This window comes from Candidatus Tenderia electrophaga (genome assembly GCA_001447805.1).
Lineage (GTDB): Bacteria > Pseudomonadota > Gammaproteobacteria > Tenderiales > Tenderiaceae > Tenderia > Tenderia electrophaga.
In genome coordinates this window covers 3,377,803-3,397,638 of the sequence record CP013099.1, presented here as the reverse complement: position 1 = coordinate 3,397,638, position 19,836 = coordinate 3,377,803, and the positions used below count along the sequence as shown (strand labels likewise).

20 protein-coding genes and 1 tRNA gene are annotated in these 19,836 nt (G+C 57.6%); 7 read left to right on the top strand and 14 right to left on the bottom strand.

What is annotated here, in order from left to right:
• Positions 1 to 204: 204 nt before the first annotated feature.
• The 3 genes from Tel_15500 to Tel_15490 all read right to left on the bottom strand — a co-directional run bounded on the left by Tel_15500 (position 205) and on the right by Tel_15490 (position 3,124).
• Positions 205 to 477 carry a cupin gene (locus tag Tel_15500; protein ID ALP54438.1) on the bottom strand — a complete coding sequence of 91 codons (273 nt, stop codon included), beginning with the start codon at positions 475 to 477 and terminating at the stop codon, positions 205 to 207.
• Positions 478 to 548: 71 nt separating this feature from the next.
• Positions 549 to 1,169 (bottom strand): hypothetical protein, encoded by a 621-nt coding sequence (locus Tel_15495; protein ALP54437.1) that lies wholly within the window; start codon positions 1,167 to 1,169, stop codon positions 549 to 551.
• Between the two features lie 74 nt (positions 1,170 to 1,243).
• On the bottom strand, positions 1,244 to 3,124 hold the full coding sequence (locus Tel_15490; protein ALP54436.1) for an arginine decarboxylase: 1,881 nt from the start codon (positions 3,122 to 3,124) through the stop codon (positions 1,244 to 1,246).
• 95 nt (positions 3,125 to 3,219) lie between these two features.
• Between Tel_15490 and Tel_15485 the strand changes: the two genes are divergently transcribed.
• Entirely contained in the window at positions 3,220 to 4,077 is an 858-nt protein-coding gene (locus Tel_15485; GenBank protein ALP54435.1) for a spermidine synthase, read from the top strand.
• Positions 4,078 to 4,292: 215 nt separating this feature from the next.
• Here Tel_15485 and Tel_15480 read toward each other — a convergent pair whose 3' ends face one another.
• From Tel_15480 to Tel_15440, 9 genes are all read right to left on the bottom strand, one after another.
• Positions 4,293 to 4,727, bottom strand: coding sequence for a magnesium transporter MgtC (locus Tel_15480; GenBank protein ID ALP54434.1), 435 nt, complete (start codon positions 4,725 to 4,727; stop codon positions 4,293 to 4,295).
• 140 nt (positions 4,728 to 4,867) lie between these two features.
• Positions 4,868 to 5,089 carry a hypothetical protein gene (locus Tel_15475; GenBank protein ALP54433.1) on the bottom strand — a complete coding sequence of 74 codons (222 nt, stop codon included), beginning with the start codon at positions 5,087 to 5,089 and terminating at the stop codon, positions 4,868 to 4,870.
• A gap of 77 nt (positions 5,090 to 5,166) precedes the next feature.
• A complete protein-coding gene (locus tag Tel_15470; GenBank protein ID ALP54432.1) occupies positions 5,167 to 5,574 on the bottom strand; it encodes a hypothetical protein in 408 nt (135 codons plus the stop codon).
• Positions 5,575 to 5,953: 379 nt separating this feature from the next.
• A complete protein-coding gene (locus Tel_15465; GenBank protein ID ALP54431.1) occupies positions 5,954 to 6,916 on the bottom strand; it encodes a nitrite reductase in 963 nt (320 codons plus the stop codon).
• A gap of 87 nt (positions 6,917 to 7,003) precedes the next feature.
• Complete coding sequence (locus Tel_15460; protein ALP54430.1) at positions 7,004 to 7,351, bottom strand: hypothetical protein; 348 nt, start codon at positions 7,349 to 7,351, stop codon at positions 7,004 to 7,006.
• A complete protein-coding gene (locus tag Tel_15455) occupies positions 7,348 to 8,064 on the bottom strand; it encodes a hypothetical protein (protein ALP54429.1) in 717 nt (238 codons plus the stop codon). The genes Tel_15460 and Tel_15455 overlap by 4 nt, the downstream gene beginning before the upstream one ends.
• A 2-nt stretch (positions 8,065 to 8,066) precedes the next feature.
• Complete coding sequence (locus tag Tel_15450; protein ID ALP54428.1) at positions 8,067 to 9,077, bottom strand: copper oxidase; 1,011 nt, start codon at positions 9,075 to 9,077, stop codon at positions 8,067 to 8,069.
• A gap of 395 nt (positions 9,078 to 9,472) precedes the next feature.
• Positions 9,473 to 9,667, bottom strand: coding sequence for a hypothetical protein (locus tag Tel_15445; GenBank protein ID ALP54427.1), 195 nt, complete (start codon positions 9,665 to 9,667; stop codon positions 9,473 to 9,475).
• A 112-nt stretch (positions 9,668 to 9,779) separates the two neighbouring features.
• A complete protein-coding gene (locus Tel_15440; GenBank protein ALP54426.1) occupies positions 9,780 to 10,394 on the bottom strand; it encodes a hypothetical protein in 615 nt (204 codons plus the stop codon).
• A 175-nt stretch (positions 10,395 to 10,569) separates the two neighbouring features.
• On the opposite strand from Tel_15440, the gene Tel_15435 reads away from it, so the two are divergent.
• On the top strand, positions 10,570 to 12,687 hold the full coding sequence (locus tag Tel_15435; GenBank protein ID ALP54425.1) for a hypothetical protein: 2,118 nt from the start codon (positions 10,570 to 10,572) through the stop codon (positions 12,685 to 12,687).
• A 26-nt stretch (positions 12,688 to 12,713) separates the two neighbouring features.
• Here the strand turns inward: Tel_15435 and Tel_15430 are convergent, their stop codons facing one another.
• Complete coding sequence (locus tag Tel_15430) at positions 12,714 to 13,619, bottom strand: hypothetical protein (protein ID ALP54424.1); 906 nt, start codon at positions 13,617 to 13,619, stop codon at positions 12,714 to 12,716.
• Between the two features lie 880 nt (positions 13,620 to 14,499).
• Between Tel_15430 and Tel_15425 the strand changes: the two genes are divergently transcribed.
• Positions 14,500 to 14,576 (top strand) — tRNA-Arg (locus Tel_15425).
• Between the two features lie 747 nt (positions 14,577 to 15,323).
• Positions 15,324 to 16,811, top strand: coding sequence for a hypothetical protein (locus Tel_15420; protein ALP54423.1), 1,488 nt, complete (start codon positions 15,324 to 15,326; stop codon positions 16,809 to 16,811).
• A gap of 65 nt (positions 16,812 to 16,876) precedes the next feature.
• On the opposite strand, the gene Tel_15415 is transcribed toward Tel_15420, so the two are convergent.
• Positions 16,877 to 17,266 carry a hypothetical protein gene (locus Tel_15415; GenBank protein ID ALP54422.1) on the bottom strand — a complete coding sequence of 130 codons (390 nt, stop codon included), beginning with the start codon at positions 17,264 to 17,266 and terminating at the stop codon, positions 16,877 to 16,879.
• A 359-nt stretch (positions 17,267 to 17,625) separates the two neighbouring features.
• On the opposite strand from Tel_15415, the gene Tel_15410 reads away from it, so the two are divergent.
• The 3 genes from Tel_15410 to Tel_15400 all read left to right on the top strand — a co-directional run bounded on the left by Tel_15410 (position 17,626) and on the right by Tel_15400 (position 19,833).
• Positions 17,626 to 18,474, top strand: a complete 849-nt coding sequence (locus Tel_15410) for a hypothetical protein (GenBank protein ALP54421.1) — start codon at positions 17,626 to 17,628, stop codon at positions 18,472 to 18,474.
• Positions 18,475 to 18,594: 120 nt separating this feature from the next.
• Positions 18,595 to 18,894, top strand: a complete 300-nt coding sequence (locus Tel_15405) for a hypothetical protein (GenBank protein ALP54420.1) — start codon at positions 18,595 to 18,597, stop codon at positions 18,892 to 18,894.
• A gap of 63 nt (positions 18,895 to 18,957) precedes the next feature.
• Positions 18,958 to 19,833 (top strand): hypothetical protein, encoded by an 876-nt coding sequence (locus Tel_15400; protein ID ALP54419.1) that lies wholly within the window; start codon positions 18,958 to 18,960, stop codon positions 19,831 to 19,833.
• Positions 19,834 to 19,836 lie beyond the last annotated feature (3 nt).

Below are 19,836 nucleotides of genomic sequence, written 5' to 3'. Positions count from 1 at the left end.
CGCCACAGCGACGCCAATGCGCCAATTTTTTCACGCATTCGCTCATCTCTATAAGAGGGGCGCGCTTAAGTTGTCGAGGGCATCACCTCGGTCGCGAGGCGCCCTGAAGCGTACGTTCTGGTCAGGAAGCAACGGCTATGCGGACGGGATCAGTCGATAGAGTGATAGGCGAAACCCGTCTCTCACATCGCGTTGGCGCGCTGCTCAATCGAATGTGTAATGTTTGCGCACCGGCTGCCGGATTTCCCAGGTGCAGGACATGTCGGCCGGAAAGGTCACCAGGTCACCCTTGCCCATCTGCGCCGGCTCGCCGCCGTCGGGGGTAACGATCACATCGCCTTCGAGGAAGTAGCAGGTTTCGCTGGCGTCGTAGGTCCACGGAAAGCTAGAGATCTCTTTTTCCCAAACGGGCCATTCGTATACGCCTTCAGACTCCACTTGATTGCGATTAACCTGTCTTTCGATTTTAATGCTCATCATTATACTCCTATAATGCAGAGCGCCCCCTAAATCGGGGTGCATATATTGCGCTATTGTGTAAATCGATTTTAGAACCGATAAGCAGCACTCACTGAGAAGTTGTTAAAATCTCCTGCCCCTGCATCGGTAACGGGCACGTCATACCTTTCAAATTCAGCCCGAAGCCCCATATTCGCAGCAATACGATATTCCATACCTATTCCAAAAAATGGGTCGTTACCATCTGTACTAGAAGCGCCACATCCGCCCAACCAAGGCAGACAAACGGTAGCCTCAGACTCCCACATCACCACACCAATCTTTCCATATACGGTGGAGTGGCGGCCTGACGGCACCGACACGATACCCGCTATGGTATTTCCAGTTACGTCAAAATCATAAGTATCGATAATTCCAAGCGTGGTCTCCATGGCACTCAATGTACCGAAGTCGATATAACCGACTTCAAAACCAAGCCCTCGCTTTGGCATCATTCCTAATTGCACCTTAAAAGAAGACGCAGTTGTATCGGATGATATATTAGGTCCCGATATGGCCTGAATGCCTTGCTCATCAATACTACCGCTTGTCTTACCCAAACTTACAGCCACATAGGCACTGTCTGCGAAAGCGGTTTGAAAAAATCCAGACAACAAAAAAACTGAAGCCAAACTAAGCTTGGCAAATTTATTATTCACATCTACCCCCAACAGTCCTACTTAATTAATTAGTATTGAGCTCGCAATATTAACTTGCTTTCAAAGCGATTTCCATTCAGATTCTGCTAATCTTCCAGATAGGTATATCCGTTTAACCCCGCCTTGAGCTCGTTAAGATACTGTTCGGCTTCGGCGCTGGTTAACTCGGCGGCCTTGATCTTGTCTGCATAGACGGCCAGCAGCGCTTGCGGTTCGAAGTGGACGTAGCTCAGCAGTTCGTCCACTTTGTCGCCGTGTTCGGGGCGCACTAACTGATACCCTGAACCGGTGAGCTCCACGTCGACTGAATCGGTATCGCCGAACAGGTTGTGCATGTCGCCCAGGATCTCCTGGTAGGCGCCCACCAGCATCATGCCGATGAGGTAAGGCTCGCCTGGTTTCAATTCATGCAGGGGCAGTGTGGATTCGATGCCCTCGCCGTCCACATATAAGTCGATACGGCCGTCGGAGTCACAGGTGAGATCTTCGATCATGACGCGGCGCCGCGGCGCTTCATGGAGGCGGTGCAAGGGCATGACGGGAAAGATCTGGTCGATGGCCCAGACGTCGGGCAGGGATTGAAACAGGGAAAAGTTGCAGAAGTACTTATCGGCCAGCTTTTCGTTGAGTTCGTCCAGCACCTCGCGCTGGGCGCGGCTGGCGGGATTGAGCAGGTCGCGCACCTTGTGGCAGATGGCGTAGTAAAGCTGCTCGGCGGTGGCGCGCTGCTCGATGTTGATGACGCCGTGGGTATACATCTCCTGCGCCTCGCCCAACCAATGTACCGCATCGTGATAGGCCTCGAGGATGGCGCGGGTGTCGACGTGCTGCAGCAGATACCAGAGATTCTGGATCACGGCGGGTTCACCGGTGGCAGGCGCACTCAGCGGGTCACCCTCGGGCACGCTGTCCACGTCGATGACGTTGGTGATGAGCATGGCGTGATGGGCGGTGAGGGCGCGGCCCGATTCGGAGATGATCATGGGATGGGGCAAGCCCTGCTCGGTGCAGACTTCTTTGAGCGTGTAGACGATGTTGTTGGCATATTCCTGCACGCTGTAGTTCATAGAACAAAAACTGCGTGAGCGCGCGCCTTCATAATCCACCCCCAGGCCGCCGCCCACGTCCACCACCTCGATGGCCGCGCCCAGGCGCGACAGCTCGGCGTAGTAGCGCGCCGCCTCGCGCAGGCCGCGCTGGATGTCGCGGATATTGGCCAGCTGGGACCCCAGATGAAAATGGATCAGCTGCAGGCAGTCGAGCCGGTCTTCGGCGCGCAGCCTTTCCACCGCCTCCAGCAGTTGGCTGGCGGTAAGGCCGAATTTGGCCTTTTCGCCGCCCGAGTTCTGCCACTTGCCGGCGCCGATGGAGGACAGCCGCACGCGGATGCCCAGCAGGGGATCGATGCCCAGTTTGGCCGCCTCGTCCAGCACCAGGTTCAACTCGGAGAGTTTTTCCACCACGATGAAAATGCGGTGGCCGAGGCGCCGGCCGATCAGGGCCAGACGCATGTATTCGCGGTCTTTATAGCCGTTACAGACGATCACGCCGCCCGGGCGGCTCATGCCCAGCACCGCCATCAACTCCGGCTTGCTACCCGCCTCCAGGCCGACGCGCTCGCCGCCGTGGTTGCGGATCTGCTCCACCACGGTGCGTTGCTGGTTGACCTTGATGGGATACACGGCGGTGTAACCGCCGCCGTAGCCCTCGCGCTGCATGGCGGTGGCGAAGGCACTGCACAGGGTGTCGACGCGGTCATGCAGAATGTCGCTGAAGCGCACCAGCACCGGCCAACCCAGTCCCATCTCGCGCACTTCGCGGGCGAGCTCGTATACATCAATTGCAGTCGTGTTCGGAGCGCGCCGCGGCCGCACCGTCAGGCGGCCTTGCGGGTTGATATCGAAATAACCGCCGCCCCAATGGCTGACATTGTAGGTGGCGCGCGCTTGATCCAGGTTCCAGCCCATTATTACCTCTACATCCCTTTGCGGGTGATATACAATCGTGCCCATTATAAAGCCCCAACCGCCGATGGCACCGTTTAATTCTAAGGAGACGCTCGATGACACTGGACGAAAGCTGGTTCAGCGAAATACATGCCGGCGCAGGCTCCGCCTTCTCGCTCAAGATTACCGAGAAGCTGCACGAGGAGCAGACCCCCTTCCAATATATCGAGATTTTCGACACCGAGACCTTCGGCAGGCTAATGGTCATCGACGGCTGCTACATGGTCACCGGCCGCGACAATTTCCTGTATCACGAAATGATGACCCACCCGGCACTGTTCACCCATCCCGATCCTAAGCGAGTGTTGATTATCGGCGGCGGCGACTGCGGCACCTTGCGTGAGGTGCTGAAACATCAGGACGTGGAACGTGTCTGGCAGGTGGACATCGACGAGGCGGTCACTCGGCTGTCGGAAAAATACCTTCCCGAGTTGTGCGAATCCAACGGCGACATCCGCGCCCGTCTGCTGTTCGAGGATGGCATCAAGTGGATCGAGAACGCCGAGGACGCCAGCATCGACGTCATCATCGTCGACAGTACCGATCCGGTGGGCCCGGCCGAAGGTCTGTTCGGCGCAAGCTTTTACCGCCAATGCCAGCGCGCCCTGCACAGCGACGGCATCTTGATTCAGCAAAGCGAGTCGCCGCTGCTGCACCTGGATCTGCTCAAGGACATGCACTCGAGCATGCGCGACGCCGGTTTTCGCGAGTCAAAGACGCTGCATTTCCCCCAGCCCTGCTATCCCAGCGGTTGGTGGAGCGCCACCATGGCCAGCAAGGAAACCACCGGCCTGGACGGTTTTCGCGCAGACGATGTGCGTAATAAAACCTTCAAGACGCGCTATTACAATGCCGGTATTCACAAGGCCGCGCTGACACAGCCGGAGTTCTGCCGCGAGGCCGGTTTGGGGTAAACGCGCGCAAGTCGGCATGGAGCGGGCCGCCTTGAGCGGCCTTTTTTATGGCGCGGAAACGGGGGCACAACGACGCCACAAAAATTATTTGCAAATGATTCTTATTTGCGATACCTTGTAGTCATTGAACACATTCATACCGCTCTCCTCAGCAGGGGCCTCCCCAAGCCCCTCCCTCCCTTAGCCCGCCTCCCGGCGGGCTTTTTCTTGCACGCTCAAGAGGCCTCGCCGTCACGCTTTAAGGGCGCGGCGAACTGGAGAATAAGGAAATTGATCAGCGACAGCACGATGGCAATCTCGTAGCGATTGTAGGCGACAGATATGCCGATGGCACCGGTGTTCCAGATGCTGGCCGCCGTGGCAGTGCCGACCACATGGCCCTTGCCTTTGAGAATGGCGCCGCCGCCGATGAATCCCATGCCGGTGATAATGCCGTACATCACCCGCGCCTCGGCATCCGAGCCCTCATATACCTGCATCCCCACCAGCATGTAGGCACAGGCGGCGATCGAGACCAGGGGAAAGGTGCGCAAACCCGCGCCGCGGGACTGATACTCGCGGTTCCACGCCACCGGCAACGCCAATACAAAGGCGATTCCCAACTGATACAGATGAAACAAGATCTGCTGCCAGTCAACGGAAATACTCATATTCACGACCGTCCCGCCCTCACGCCATCAGCCGTGAAGGCCAAGCCCGGATCAGGCGCGCCGCCGTCGGGTGGCCAGCAACGCAATGAGCGCCACGGCCAGCGACCCATGCAACATGGCGCTTACGCCTCAGCCGACGCTCAGTTGCTCATATCATCCACGGTCTCATCAGCCTCATCGGCGACATCTCCGGCGGCGTCTTCGATATTTTCCCCGGCCTGCTCCATGGATTCGCCGGCCGCTTCGGCCGCCTCGTCAATATTTTCGCCGGCCTGCTCCGCCGGCCCTTGTTGATCACAAGCGACTAACAGCATCATCAGCGATGCGCCCGTCAATGCCAGAATCTGATTTGTCTTCTTCATGACTGTCTCCGTTTGGTTTTAGTAAAGGGGCCGGACAGGATGGCTGTACCGACCTTATGCTCAAAACAACACTTACATCAAAAATACAAGCGCGCCCCAATGGCGGCGTTGATATCGAAATCCGAGTCCGGCGCCACATCGAGGATGGGGACCAGCTCGGCGAATAGATCAACCGCCGCTTCATCGAACAGGTAGGAGATGCCAACGGGGATACGCAACCCGACAAGATCATTGTTCACATTACGCCCCCCGGCGTTGTCGTTTTCCTCTAGCTTGACACGCGCACCCAGCCCGACATACACGGGCATGCGCCCGGATAAGCCCTCAGGGCGCAACAGGGAAAAGTCGTGAATCAGATAATCGGCGTGCAGCTGAAAGGAATCATTTTCCGAAAACGACCAGGCCGCCGCGGCATCGATGGCGTGGCGATCGCCGACCCAGTTCTTGATACTGACACCGGTGGGCTCGCCGATGATCACGCCCATCCCGAACCCTTCGGCAGCGTTGAGCTGAGACGTCGCGCAAATCATAAACAATAATACACCGGTTACTATTCTCTTCTGCATACCCATACTCCTTAGATACCTCAACAACGTCAATCAACATCTTGCCCGATTGACGCATACAGCCCAGGGAATCTGTCCGACTCATTGGTTCTGGTCAACGCTGATGCAGAGAATCATGCATCGTAGAGATATAATCTTGCATTGCGATAAATCAATGGCCGGACAATTTTTTGGGGGGCGGGCTATGTGCAAACCCAAGGTCCGCTGCCGGGGAATAAATAAACAAGGCGGCAGAAAACAAAAAACGGGGCTCCCTCACAGGCGCCCCGCTGCTTACGACAGTCGCGTCTGTTTGTTGCTAGCGCAGAATCAGGTTGTCGCCCTTGCCGGCCTTGGGATCGGCGTCGGGCTTGTTCATCAGCACGGTGATGGCGCCGCGCAGCGCCGCCTTCATGGTGTGATCGACAATGGCGTTATTGGTCGCCTTGTCGGCGGGTGACACTATGTCGAAGATACCGGCTTCGGACACGGCGACATTGTAGGTGGCCATATCCTGCAACTCGTTTTCCGGATTACCGTTGATATACACCCGGTCCCAAATACCGGCGATGGGATGAAAGGCGACCGGCTCGTTGATGTTGGCGTTGACGAAGTAGATACGCACGCGCTCGCCTGGCTTGGACTGCAGCACCATGGATGCGTCGGGATCGTGCACCGGGTCATAGTGAAACATCTTGCCGTTGATCAGGGAACCGGCCGAGCCTTCGTTGGCGATCATACCCTTGTAATCGTCGGCATCGGGAAAGTACTGCCCCTGCACCAAGACATATTCACGATCGGGTTTGGGGAAGTCTTCGCTGTAACCCTCTTTGGGATCAACGATAATCACACCATACATGCCCCGGGCGATATGCTGCGCCATCGGATTGGCGCCACAGTGATACATCCATACGCCGGCGCGTTTGGCCTCGAATTTGAAGTGTTTGGTTTGGCCCGGCTTCACCGGCGCGAACTCGTCCAGCACATCCACTTCGGCGGCGTGAAAGTCCATGGAGTGGGAGTTTTTGTTTTCCTTAGGATTAACCAGCTCAAAGTCCACGGTATCGCCTTCAGTGACGCGCACCAGCTGCCCCGGAATGGCGCCATCGAAGGTCCAGGCTGGATATTGGGTACCTTTGTTGTCGATAGCGAGGCTGTTCTCCTTGGCGACCATTTTTACATGCACGGTCTTGGCGAGCGCGGCCGTGCCTGACAACATCAGTACCGCGGCGACCGCGACGACGCTACCTGTTTTCGCTTTTTTCAGTAACTCTCTTTTCATAACCATTTCTCCAGTTGATTGACACAACCCTCCCCATAGGCGGGTTACCATTAGCACAGCCTCATGAGCCGTTTATTGATTAGATTATTAGCACTGGCACAGCTCTCTGAGATAACGCACTAATCCGTTGATATCTTCGTCGCTCAGCACATCTTGCCAAGCGGGCATGAGCAAAGATTTATCCACCGCACGCCCCCCCTCTTTGATGGCCGTGAACAACTCGGCATCAGAGCGCGCCGACATTTCCTTGGCATCGGTGTGATCGCGCGGCTGCACCGACATATCCGGGATGTTGATGCCCATGCCGTCCGCCTGCATGCCGTGACATTGCCAGCAATAGGTCTTGTAGACATCGGCGGGCTTTTCGCCGGCTTGCGCCGCCGAGAGCGACACCAAGGCTACGAAAATAAATGTGGTTGTCAGTGACGGCTTCATTGCGTTTCCTCCTTTGCCAGCGCACGGAAGTAATGCACGAACTTTTGTAGATCAGCCTCTTTTAAGTGGTATTGGGGCATGAAGGTCAGGGGCGACCAGGCCTGGGGATTCTTCATAAAACTGATGATGTAATCCTCCTGCAGGCGCTTAGCCACGGTGTAGACTTCCGGAGCGCTGATACCGCCATAATCCGGCGCCACGCGATGGCAACTGGCACAGCCTTTGAACTTAATGAACATCAGATCCCCCATACTGAGCGAGATCGTGCCCGGTTGATACGCGCCCTGTTCGATGAGCTCGCGCTTGCCTTGGTATTGCATAAGCGCCGCCGCCACCGCCTTGGCCTCATCCGCCGATAAGGCGACATGGTCCACCAGGCTGGCTTCGATGACCTGGTCATGATCGGCCGCCGGCTCGATGTGATTGCCGTAGAACATGCCGGCGGGGCGGATGCGTGTCGGAGCCGTCAGCCATTGGGCCATCCAGTCCTGCTTGTACTTGTTACCGGCATGGGAAAAGTTGGGCCCCTTCTGGGCCCACAATGCTTTTAAGCTGTCGGGACCAGCCTCATCCAGTTCGTGACACTCTGCGCACTGGCTGCGCAGAATTTGCTCGCCGTCTGCTGCCGACGCCGTCGTTGTATAACCAATGGCCACCAGGGCCGCTACACCGACCACAACGCCCAGGGGCTTGCGCCATGCTGTCGTCATCATGCCTACCTCCTACGCAGTCCAGTCGATTCGGCCTGGCCTTTGAACCCGGCGTGGTCAAACATGCCATAGCCTTTTTTGAGCGATTCGCTGTAAAAGAAATTGGGGTCGTAGTCTTTGTCCTTCCAGACGTACCAATCGTCCATTTCCACGCCGTCGTACTCCATCACGGTGATGGGGCCGCCCGGGAACTTGCCACCCGCGGTGACGTGGGTATCCACATGGTCATGGAAAATAAACCGGCCCGGATTGTCGGCCTCGATAATCACGTCATAGCGTTCGCCGGGACCGAGCAACACAGTGTCAGCGTAGTAAGGCTGCTCCAGCGGCAGACCATCCTTGTGAGTCACCAACATGTCGTGGCCATGGCTATGCATGGCGTGGGTGGCGCCGCCAGCGCCGAAGAAACGTATCCGCACCACGTCGCCCTGTTTGACCCTTAGCGGCTGGGTGAGGGGGAAAGATTTGCCGTTGACGGAAAAATAGTCCGCCACGTCCATAGGGGTGCCGCCTTCGCCGTATTTGTCGGCAGCTGAGGACTCCCAGGTGCTCATCATCATGATGACATCCTTGGTGACGCGCTTTTCGATGGGCAGAGGGTGTTTGGGATCCACGATCAGTGGTCCCCACATGCCGCGGATGCCGACATGCTCGTTGACATTGACGTGGCAGTGGTACCACAGCGTACCGATGCGGTCCGCCTTGAAGCGATAGGTGAAGCTTTCGCCTGCCTCGATAGGCTTTTGCGTCACGCCGGGCACGCCGTCGCTGCGCCAGCTGCCCTTTTGATGGACGCCGTGCCAATGGATGGTATGGGGCAGCGAGGTGTTGTTCATGACATTGACGATGACCTCGTCGCCTTCCTGGACATGGAGCAGAGGACCCGGCACCTGGGCGTTAAATCCGAACACCTTGTAGTCCAGTGTCGGCGCCACCTTGATGGTGACTTCGTCGATGGTCATATCGAATTCGCGCTCGGCACCCCAAGCCTGCATGGCCCAGAGCGCCACGAGCATGGCGCCGAGCCAGATGCCGCTTGGTCCTGCAGGCAGATACCTACCGTCAAACTTTCTTCTCATAAGTGCTCTCCCACGGTCGATTGCTCTGCGGCACCGCAGCGGCGGCGCCCGCATTTTAGATAGATTCTAAATACACCTTTTTATGGCTAAAAAAAGATGCATCCAATAAACATCTTAAGGCCAAGATTAGAAGGCAGATCCTGCGCTGTCAAGACAAAATCTCGTCCAAACGGGCGCGATCGACAAAAATATATTTTATATCAATAAGATATAGTGCACCAATCGAGTGCGGTCATTTGCCTTGCGGGCATCGATGAACGGTGGACCTGGGAATGTATTAATTAGTGAGGGTGGAATCGGACGGCAAACGCTACCGCCGCAGCCGGCAGGCGCTATTGCTTGGCGGTACTTCGTTTTTCGCGCCGCGCCATCAATATGCCGATGATGACCGGCAGTACAACCACCACGAAAATGGCGGAGTAAGCCAATACCTCGGGGGAGACCCCGGCCTTGGCGATGCCGATCACCAGAAAGATCATGGCCAGCGTGGCCGTGGTGTAAGCGACGAAACGGACGAGCTCTTTCATCGTAAAAATCCTCAGAATTGCTTTGCCCTTATCAAGCAGGCCTGCCATTGTACATCATCCGGCTGGTCGATAGGTCGTGGGATCCGGCGAGGCACACAATATGGCCTGCGGATCAGAACCTAGGGCGCGGCGCCGATTTTGCGTATAGCAGCAACGCGGTCGCCCCGGCCAACAATACCCAGTCGAGGACCACCTGCAGATGCAACGCGCCGAATACGCCGTAAAACCCCCCGATGAGGGCCAGAAGCCACATCCAAGCGCGCGACGCCAAGCCCTCAAGCAGCAAACTCAATCCGATGATCATCGATAAGGTGGGACAGGGAACCAGGCCGACCGGCGCGGCGTAGAGATAGGTATACCAAGACGCGCCGTCGAGAAAGTGTGGATATACCCAACCGAAGGCGAACAGCAGTGCCCCGGCGACGGCCGGCCAGCCGCGGCTGAGGCGCAGCACTCCGAAGAGGCGCCATAGTGCGACGGCGATGAGCGCCGCACCCGCCAATGCGAACACAAGAGTATTAAACGGATTAGCGGCGTGCCAGGCCAAGGCGCTGACCGAGAACATGGGCAGGCTTAGCAACAGCCCCATCAGCCGCCGCGACGGACGCATCCCCGCGACTATTATCAGTGCCACGACAGCGAAATAGACATGCCAGCCCACCGCGACACCGTGCCACTGGCTGGTGATGTCGCCAAGGCTCACCAAAATCTGTTCCGCCGTTGGCATCCGCTATCCCCCATGATCTCCTTTACGCACTGCCAAGCACAACTATAGCAACCGAATATGGTTGGGGAATGCGCACATCGCGTGCAACAGGCTCAGAATTTGGCCCACCCTCAACCACTCATGGAGCTGATAAAATCGTCCTATGCATGATAAACATTTAAATGTGGAATAACGCGTGGCCGGACCCACCGGGCAGCGTTTGAAAACATTCACCAAGCAATTGGGCTTTGTCATCGTCATCGTCGCGGCATTCTTTGCCGGGCTGGAACTTGTCTTGGCGCTCATCGGCGTACGGCCGCTTGTCGCCACCGAGGACCCCTTAGTGGGGTTTTCGGGCAACATCCCCTTGTTTGTCGAGACAAGCAGCCCGGACGGACAGGTGATTATGCAAACCGCGGACAACAAACTCGACCTGTTCAACGCCCAGTCATTTCCCAAACACAAGCCGCGCGGTAGCTATCGTATATTCTGTATGGGCGGCTCCACCACCGTCGGGCGGCCCTATAAAGACAGCACCTCGTTCTGCGGTTGGTTGCGTGCATTTTTGCAGGCCGTACAGCCTGAGCGAAATTGGGAGGTGATCAACGCCGGCGGCGTGAGTTACGCCAGCTACCGCGTTGCCCGACTGATGCGTGAACTGGTTCAATACCAGCCCGACTTGTTCATCGTCTATTCGGGGCAGAACGAATTTCTTGAGGAACGGTCCTATGGCGATCTTAAAAAGATCCCTTATTGGCTTATTTATACGGATTCCCTGCTGAGCAAGACACGCACCTACACCGCGGTGAAAAACGTGATGGATGCAATCAGTGCCGACGGGCCCGACCCGACCGCAGCGCCAGCGCATCAGTTGGGCAGCGAAGTCGACGAGATCCTCAAACACACGCGTGGCCCCACAAGCTACCATCGCGATGATGAACTGAAACGCCAGATCATCGAGCATTACCGTCTCAACCTGGCACGCATGACCCAGATCGCCGACGACGCAGATGCCGACATTATCTTTATTAATCCAATCGCCAATCTCAAAGACATGTCGCCCTTCAAAAGTGAGCACAAGCAACAGCTGACGGACGCGGAGCGATCAAGATGGGAGGCCTTATATCAGCAAGGCAATCAGGCCTTCCTCGCAGGCCGCTACCGCAAAGCCGTGGATTCATACGACCAGGCAACACGGATCGACGACCGCTATGCCGAACTCCATTTTCGCCTCGGGCGGGCACAGTTTGCCCTGGGTGAATATGAGGCGGCGGAAAGATCCTTCTGGCGTGCCATTGATGAAGACATCGCGCCGCTGCGTATCTTGAGTGAAATGCGTCAAGTGGTGTCCGAGCTTGCCGAGTGGCACGAGGTTCCGTTGATCGACTATGAAACCATTATCAAAAACGCCTATCGGGAAAAGTATGACCACAGCGTTTTCGGCAAGGAGTATTTTCTCGATCACGTGCATTTGACCATCATGGGATATCGCCTGCTGGGGCTGGCCTTGCTGGACACACTCATTGACCGGGACATCGTCGCGCCGACACGCCCCTTGACTGATGAACGACTGGCGCAAATCACGCAACAGGTCTACGCGCAAATCGATAAGGATGATCAGCGTATCGCGCTGACAAAATTGGGCCGGGTACTGGACTGGGCGGGCAAATTCGATGAAGCCTACAGCCTGTTCAACATGAGTCTGGAACTGTTCGGCCCGCACGCCTTTACCTATGCCATGCTGGGTAAAACCGCCCATCGCGCAGGCATGGATGATCAGGCCATCGAGCAGCTACGCAAGTCCGTGAGTCTAAATCCCGAGGTAGCCTGGGTTCAGGTCATGCTCGGCAAGCTGTTAAAGCAGCAAGGCGACTATGACGAAGCCATCGAACACTTTTCGGCGGCAGCGCAAATCGACAATGACAATTACACCGCACATGAGGAACTCGGTATATTATTGGCTTCCCGGGGTGATTTTGACGCCGCCCATGAACACTTCGCAGAGACTCTACGTCTCGCCCCCGATGACGGCACCACACTGTTTAATTTCACTGCGTTTCTGGTCAAAGCCGGGCGCGATGAAGAGGCCATGGACTGGGTACAGAAGATGCTTGAAAAAGACCAGCACCAGGCACAAGCCCACAACATGACGGGCGTATTGTTAGCCAAAAAAGGGGCGTTTAATCAGGCCATCGAGCACTTCCGCGAGGCGTTGCGCATCAAGCCCGACTTGAAGTCCGCCGAAGACAACCTGGCCAAGTCACAGGCTGCCGCTGCACAGGAGAGAAAAGGTGGTGTCTCGGATGCCCTTTGACGACCGCGCCAGCCGAGGCGGGAAAGCTACCAACCGCCGCCACGACCGCCGCGACTACCTCGATTACTGCCGTCGAAGCGACAATCGTGACGCGAATTCTGATCGGGGTCGCAGAATTCAAGCCAATCCACCGCGTAGACATCGAAACCGCCTTCGACATACGTGTATGTCCCGCCGGATCCTCCTGGAGTGGTGCTGGAGGCTCCGGGGTCCTTGTCCCCGGGCGAATACGTGAATTGCCCGGCGGTCACGTTCACATCGTCGCCGTCACGACTGAGCAGAAATTCGCTTACCCCGCTCTGAAACTGGGGGTCGGTGATCCTGGTCTCGATTTCGACGATACCGGGGACATTCATCTGGGAATAATCCGAGTTTGTCATATCAATGGTGGTCTCGTCGCGGAAACCTCGCTTATCATCGATGACCTGGGTAATAATGGGTTTTTGCGACAGCGTGGCTTTCAAGAATTCCTGTTCCATGTCATGGTCCCGCACACGCATGCGCATATAAACCCGGCTCGGATTGGCGGAACCGTTGCCGGCTTCGCGTTGGAACGGGTCTTCGAAGTCTTCCAGATCGGGGCCGCCGTCTCCGGCACTGGACGAGGCGGGGCCGGTGTCATCGCCGCCGCCGCGGCCACCTCGACCGCCGTCGGATTCATAGAAGCCGTCGGGACTGGCTGTCTTGATATAAAAATCCAAGGCGAAATCCTGATGATCATCTTTGATGATGACGTGGTAGTACTCCTGACCGTCCTCGAAGACCATCTCCTGGATCATGTCTTCGTCGCGGAATTCCCAATCCTGACCACGCCCCCCTCGACTGCCGCCGCCGCCCCAGCCGCCACGGCCGCCGTCACCCAAGTCGCCGTCACCACTGCGAGGTTGGAAGTTGAGCTCGAACTCGGCCTGTGTAAGCGGCACATCCAACATGAGCGCAAGGGACGTTAGTGGCAGTAATGCCAGAAGCGCATACTTATTCATTCCAGCCATCAGAAACCCTACCTAGATTATCTAGCAAGACCTGAAACGGCATTTCATGTCGCCAACCGTACCACTTAACTTCGGCTGGGGCGTGAATCCAAGCCCATTAACATGCGTTAATTTTATTTGGTTTGGAATTATAGCATGCTCGCAGTAATGAATTGCGCTCTCAAGCGATCCTTCGCCCGCCCAAACGAGGCTCCCGGGTCCCGCATGCGCCGCGGCTTGAGTGCCCTGCGCGGGGATTTTGACGGTCATTCAAAGAGATGCGTCTAATCCTCCGTTCCGCGCGCCAAAAAATGGCAAGGCTATAGACGTGTCGGCCGGCAATCTGTATTCTTTCAGCCCGCGCACGGCTCTGGGACGGCGAGCGACAAGGGATGCATCGAGTTAGAACATATTCCCTTTCGCGGACAAGCGCGATATCCTCGAAAAATCGCCTGATAATCAAGCGCCTAGCCTTGATTACAGTACAGCGTGTTCTTGCGCCCATAGCCCAGCTGGGTGAACCGAGTGCAGTCCGCGAAGCACCGCTTCGCGCGAGGCGAACGCCCGAAATCTGTGATTTTGGGCTGGGGAAGCCGCGCAGTTTGCGGCGGGGGCGTTGCCCGGTGAGGGTGGCGCTTTGTATCTTAATAGCAGTAACGCTTGTTTTTTGCGCCCGTAGCTCAGCTGGGTGAGTCGAGTGCAGTCCGCGAAGCACCGCTTCGCGCGAGGCGAACGCCCGAAATCTGTGATTTTGGGCTGGGGAAGCCGCGCAGTTTGCGGCGGGGGCGTTGCCCGGTGAGGGTGGCGCTTTGTATCTTAATAGCAGTAACGCTTGTTTTTTGCGCCCGTAGCTCAGCTGGATAGAGCGCCGCCCTCCGGAGGCGGAGGTCAGAGGTTCGAATCCTCTCGGGCGCGCCATTCACTCCCGTTCATGTCCCACCCACTCTTCGGATTTCCAGCCCTTCCGGGCGTTCGGCTCAGGCGAAGCTGGGCTTCGCAAAAACCCTGCGCCTCACCCTCTCGGGCGCGCCATTCACTCCCGTTCATGTCCCACCCACTCTTCGGATTTCCAGCCCTTCCGGGCGTTCGGCTCAGGCGAAGCTGGGCTTCGCAAAAACCCTGCGCCTCACCCTCTCGGGCGCGCCATTCACTCCCGTTCATGTCCCACCCACTCTTCGGATTTCCAGCCCTTCCGGGCGTTCGGCTCAGGCGAAGCTACGCTTCGCAAAAACCCTGCGCCTCACCCTCTCGGGCGCGCCATTCACTCCCGTTCATGTCCCACCCACTCTTCGGATTTCCAGCCCTTCCGGGCGTTCGGCTCAGGCGAAGCTACGCTTCGCAAAAACCCTGCGCCTCACCCTCTCGGGCGCGCCATTCACTCCCGTTCATAATCTTGCCAGGCTAAGACAAACTTCTAACTATAGTCGTGCTAGGATTCACATACTTGCCGTGACGAATCCGGCCCTGAAGTCAGTCGCCGCTGAGTCATGTTACCGGGCGCAAGTATTGACGCGTCCAGGCGTCTGCCGGGTTTAGGGGTACCGTAGCGGGAACGGCAGAATGGCCCGAATTTTCCTAAGCTCGCCAGACACCTAGTGTGGAATCTGCTTTATGCTTGCACCCGGCGTCATTCACGATAATCAAGGAACGGTTTTGGGATCGACAATGAATAAGATGGAACAGTATCCGCAATACGAAGATGAGATTGATCTAACTCGATTAATTCGCGCCGTTTGGAACCAACGCGGTTTAATCACGGGGGTGACCCTGGTCTGTATCTTGGTGGTGGGCGTCTTCAATCTGTCTCAAACTGTGCTGCCTCAGGATACGCAAGTGGAAATGGCGGTGAGCTTTACCTTCAACGGGGCGGAGCAAGGCAAATATCCCGACGGCTCTCCATTCGTGCTACGCGATATCACCTCCAACGCCGTGATCACTAAGGCACTACAACGAGCCAATATAGATGCGGCGGGCGAAGACGTCACCGCGGCACTGTTGATCACACCGTCCATACCCGCGGTCACGACGATTACACAGCGTGCGGAACAAATCGCCAATAAGTCGTCAGCGCCTGAAACCCTGGTGGCGGCCGCCGAAGACGCACTGCGGGAACTCGAGTCCATGGCCAACAAAACCGCCACCCTGAGACTGGAAATCGATAAGCTGGGCCTATCACAGGCCGATGCCGAACGTCTGCTGACCGGCTTATTGGAGGTCTGGGCGGAACAGGCGTCACGCCAATATGGGGTGTTGATCACCGATGTCTCCATGCCCACCAAACCCTTCACCCTTGACCCCACGCTGGGCGTCGCCACCAACGCCGATTCCCTGAAAGAACTGCATCGCCAAATCGACCAGGTATTAACGGATTTGCGCGAACTCGCCGGCGCCGACTCCCTGCGCCTGGACGGCCAGACCCTGAGCGACCTGGCGGCGCAAAGCCGCCTGCTGGACGAGGCCCTGATCTCACCGCTGCGCAGCCTGATCTACGACAACTACGCCGTGTTCGCCTCACAGGACTTCTCCACCGAGATGCAAATGAACAGTCGGCTCAAGATCCTCAGCGTCCAGATCCAGACCAAGGAGAAGCTGATCCGATCCTATGACGATTCACTGGCGGTATTGAACCCGCCCGGCGGCGCCAGCCTCACCGGGGAAGGGGCCAACAACCTGTCACCCTCGCTGGATCAGGGCTTTCTGAATCAGATGCTCAAACTGGGCGGTCAGCTGGGCGACCTGGAAATGCGCAAGACCATTTTGCAGAAACGCCTCGACGCCGTCGAGGAATTGTCGCGGCTGCGACAGGAGTACCAGATCATTTCCGGGTCGTTTAACAACTCGGGTGCAGCCGGTTCCAAAAACACCAGCGCGACGCTCAAGGCCTACGTGGAACAGCAGCTGCCGATGGCGGGCGCGCGCATCAACCAATTGCAAAGCGACGTACTGCAGATGGTAGAAGTGGCCAGCAACCGCTATCTGGGGGTCCAGGCCGATCTGTATGAAATCGTCGCCAGCCCTCAGATACTCCGTTCGGGCGGTGTCATATCGCCCCGACTGGGGTTACAACTGGCGCTGGCCGCTATCTTGGGCCTGATGCTCGGGATAATGATCGCCTTGATTCGTTCCGCACTGCTCAAACAAGGCACTCAATAAGAGGGTTGCCGGATAGGGAAAAAGCCCGCGTGACGCGGGCTTTTTTGTCGTCGTGTAGACCCCGTTTATCGCTCGACCCACTGACTCAAAGCACCCCTGGCCTCAGCAGTCGGTTTTTCATTGAAACGCAGCAGGATTTTGGCCATTTCGCGCTCAGTTTCCGAAGCTGCCGGGCTGGTCCAGACTTTCAGCACGGTGGCCTTGTCATCCGGGCGAATCTTCTTGTCAAGATTTTTGATGCTGCTGGCCAGAATGCGCTCATTGTAGGTTGAGGCGCTGTCCTCGGCGATATCGTCCAGCGTCAGCCGGGCGTCCTCACTCGGCTTTTCTTCAAGATTGAGCACGATACGGGCCATCTGCTCCATGGCCAGGGTGGTATCGGCGGCCTGCGCGGCCGGCTGGGCGGCCAGAGCGGCGGCCAACAGGACGGCTAAAGATAGCGGTTTGGTTTTCATGGTATTTCCCCTCGACAACGCTCCGATTCAGAGTGATAGAAACTAACGCTAAATCGTATCCCAAGTCAAAATTGGCCCGGTTTCAGATCCGCCCGCGCAGCCATAAGGAAGGGGTTCAAGGTGGGATTAAAGGCACACGACCCCGCCCTCTCTCGCCATCGGCGGGGCCTGCGCCACACTCCGCGCGTCTCTCGTCTGTTACGCGCTTCATTCGCTCGCGGCGCTTCACTCGCTCATCAAGCCGCCACTCACGCGGAAGCGATATTATCACAGCGTGCGCTCCCTGTGCGCGCTCAAGTTGAACGTGTAAGATGAGGGCCCGTCTCCCTAGGCGCTTGTCATTACTTGAAGAATAAAGCATGAACACCCCAACCCACTGGCCGAGCTGGCGTCTGAAACTCAAGACCTTTATCGACGACCAGCGGTTTCAACGATTCATCATCACCCTGATCCTGATCAATGCCGCCGTCCTCGGCCTGCTGACCGACGCCGACATCGTGGCCGCTTGGGGCGAACTGCTGCATGGCTTGGACGCCGTCATCCTGGCGGTCTTCGTGGTGGAAATCACGCTACGCCTGTTGGTGCACCGCCTGGCCTTTTTCCGCGACCCCTGGAGCGTATTCGATTTTCTCGTGGTGGCCATCGCCCTGGTGCCGGCCACCGGGCCCTTCGAGGTATTACGCGCCCTGCGGGTGTTGCGGGTGCTGCGCCTGCTCACTATGGTGCCCTCCATGCGCAAGGTGGTGGCGGGCATGCTCAGGGCCATCCCCGGACTGGGGTCTGTGGGCGCCATCATGTGCATCATCTTCTATGTCGCCGCGGTGATGGCCACCAACCTGTTCGGCGAGCGCTTTCCCGAGTGGTTCGGCAGCCTGGGCGCCAGCGCCTATACCCTGTTCCAGATCATGACCCTGGAGTCCTGGTCCATGGGTATCGTGCGCCCGGTGATGGAGGTCTATCCCCACGCCTGGCTGTTCTTCCTGCCCTTCATCCTCATCGCCACCTTCACCGTACTCAACCTGCTGATGGCGGTGATCGTTAACGCGGTGCAGGAGGTACAGCACAGCGAACTGGAGCAGACCAGCCAACACATCACCGCCAAAGTGGATGCGGATACTGAATTCTTGCAAGGGGAGTTGCGCGCCATGCGTGACGAGATCAAAGAAATCAAAGGCTTATTGAGCACGTCCAAGACGCCGCGGGGCTGAGCAAGGCGCGCACTGGCAGGCGGGACGCGCCTGGGGTACCATGACCGGACAATAATTAAACGCCGCAATCACAAAAAAACTCAAAGCGGCTTTCGGTTTACTACACGAAGAGAATGCGCCATGTTGAATAGCTTCAGACTTATCAGCCTGATCGAAGGGTTGTCGTTCCTGGTTTTATTGTTTATCGCCATGCCGCTGAAGTACTACTGGGGCCATCCGGAGGCGGTCTCCGTAGTGGGCATGACCCACGGCATGTTATTTATCGCCTATGTCGGCCTGGCCCTGCTGGCGGCCCAGCGCCACGGGTGGTCGGACCGCTTCATCCTGGCCGTCATGCTGGCGGGGATGCTGCCCTTCGGCTGCTTTGTCCTGGAAGCGCGGCTCAAAAAAGAGACGCTGCAGCCCGCCCTGCAGAATTGAACGCCAGTCACACACCAAACGCATGAAAAGCCCGCCCCGCGCGGGCTTTTCTGTTATGGAGAGATGGAGACGCAGCACTATTATTGCAGCGATGACGGCGCCCGGATCGCTTACCGCCTGCGGCGCCGCGACCATAGCGGCACCGCCCTGGTGATGCTGCACGGCCTGGCCAGCAATTCGAGCCGCTGGTCGGAGCTGGTGGACACCCTCACCCTCGACCCGCCCTGGGACCTGCTGCGCCTGGACCTGCGCGGCCACGGCGGTTCCCTGGTGCGCGGCCGCATCGGCCATGCCGTTTGGTGTGAGGATCTGCACGGCATACTGGCCCAAGCGGGCTATCGCCGTGTCGTGCTGCTGGGCCACAGCCTGGGCGCGCAACTGGCCCTGCATTACGCCCACGGCCACCCCCACATGACGGCCGGCTTGATCCTCATCGACCCTGTGGTACCGCAATGCCTGCAGGGCACGCTGGCCCGCGTGGCGCGGCTGCGCGGTTTGCTACCGCCCCTGATCACCATACTCCGGCTGTTGAATGCGGCGGGGATCAAACGCAGACACTTCCCGACGCTGGATCTGCAACAACTGGATCGCCGCACGCGAGAATTGCTGCGCCACCAACCCGACACCCGTATCGATAAGATCTATGCCCGGCCGCTAAGCGATCTCAAATATCTGCCCACGGCCAATTATCTGCAGGACCTCTACGCGGCCACCGCCCCGCTGCCACCGCTGGCGGACCTCCAGGCGCCGGTGTTGGTCTTGCTATCCCGGGGAGTGAAGCTGACCGACCTGTCCCAGACCCAAGCCCGTCTGGCCCGGCTGCCGAACACCGAGTTCAAGATCATCGACGCCGATCACTGGATGCTCACCGAACGACCGGACGAGGCGCGCCTGGCCATCCAAGACTGGTGTAATCGCCGCGCAGTTGCTTCACAATAGGCC

Bases quoted from the DNA above. Each gene is read 5' to 3' on its own strand.
- Tel_15475 (ALP54433.1), bottom strand. From the start codon at position 5,089: ATGAAGAAGACAAATCAGATTCTGGCATTGACGGGCGCATCGCTGATG.
- Tel_15410 (ALP54421.1), top strand. From the start codon at position 17,626: ATGAACACCCCAACCCACTGGCCGAGCTGGCGTCTGAAACTCAAGACC.
- Tel_15450 (ALP54428.1), bottom strand. From the start codon at position 9,077: ATGCTCGTGGCGCTCTGGGCCATGCAGGCTTGGGGTGCCGAGCGCGAA.
- Tel_15430 (ALP54424.1), bottom strand. From the start codon at position 13,619: ATGTTGGATGTGCCGCTTACACAGGCCGAGTTCGAGCTCAACTTCCAA.
- Tel_15480 (ALP54434.1), bottom strand. From the start codon at position 4,727: ATGAGTATTTCCGTTGACTGGCAGCAGATCTTGTTTCATCTGTATCAG.
- Tel_15485 (ALP54435.1), top strand. From the start codon at position 3,220: ATGACACTGGACGAAAGCTGGTTCAGCGAAATACATGCCGGCGCAGGC.
- Tel_15445 (ALP54427.1), bottom strand. From the start codon at position 9,667: ATGAAAGAGCTCGTCCGTTTCGTCGCTTACACCACGGCCACGCTGGCC.
- Tel_15400 (ALP54419.1), top strand. From the start codon at position 18,958: ATGGAGACGCAGCACTATTATTGCAGCGATGACGGCGCCCGGATCGCT.
- Tel_15470 (ALP54432.1), bottom strand. From the start codon at position 5,574: ATGGGCGTGATCATCGGCGAGCCCACCGGTGTCAGTATCAAGAACTGG.
- Tel_15420 (ALP54423.1), top strand. From the start codon at position 15,324: ATGAATAAGATGGAACAGTATCCGCAATACGAAGATGAGATTGATCTA.
- Tel_15455 (ALP54429.1), bottom strand. From the start codon at position 8,064: ATGATGACGACAGCATGGCGCAAGCCCCTGGGCGTTGTGGTCGGTGTA.
- Tel_15440 (ALP54426.1), bottom strand. From the start codon at position 10,394: ATGCCAACGGCGGAACAGATTTTGGTGAGCCTTGGCGACATCACCAGC.
- Tel_15490 (ALP54436.1), bottom strand. From the start codon at position 3,124: ATGGGCTGGAACCTGGATCAAGCGCGCGCCACCTACAATGTCAGCCAT.
- Tel_15415 (ALP54422.1), bottom strand. From the start codon at position 17,266: ATGAAAACCAAACCGCTATCTTTAGCCGTCCTGTTGGCCGCCGCTCTG.
- Tel_15465 (ALP54431.1), bottom strand. From the start codon at position 6,916: ATGAAAAGAGAGTTACTGAAAAAAGCGAAAACAGGTAGCGTCGTCGCG.
- Tel_15500 (ALP54438.1), bottom strand. From the start codon at position 477: ATGAGCATTAAAATCGAAAGACAGGTTAATCGCAATCAAGTGGAGTCT.
- Tel_15405 (ALP54420.1), top strand. From the start codon at position 18,595: ATGTTGAATAGCTTCAGACTTATCAGCCTGATCGAAGGGTTGTCGTTC.
- Tel_15460 (ALP54430.1), bottom strand. From the start codon at position 7,351: ATGAAGCCGTCACTGACAACCACATTTATTTTCGTAGCCTTGGTGTCG.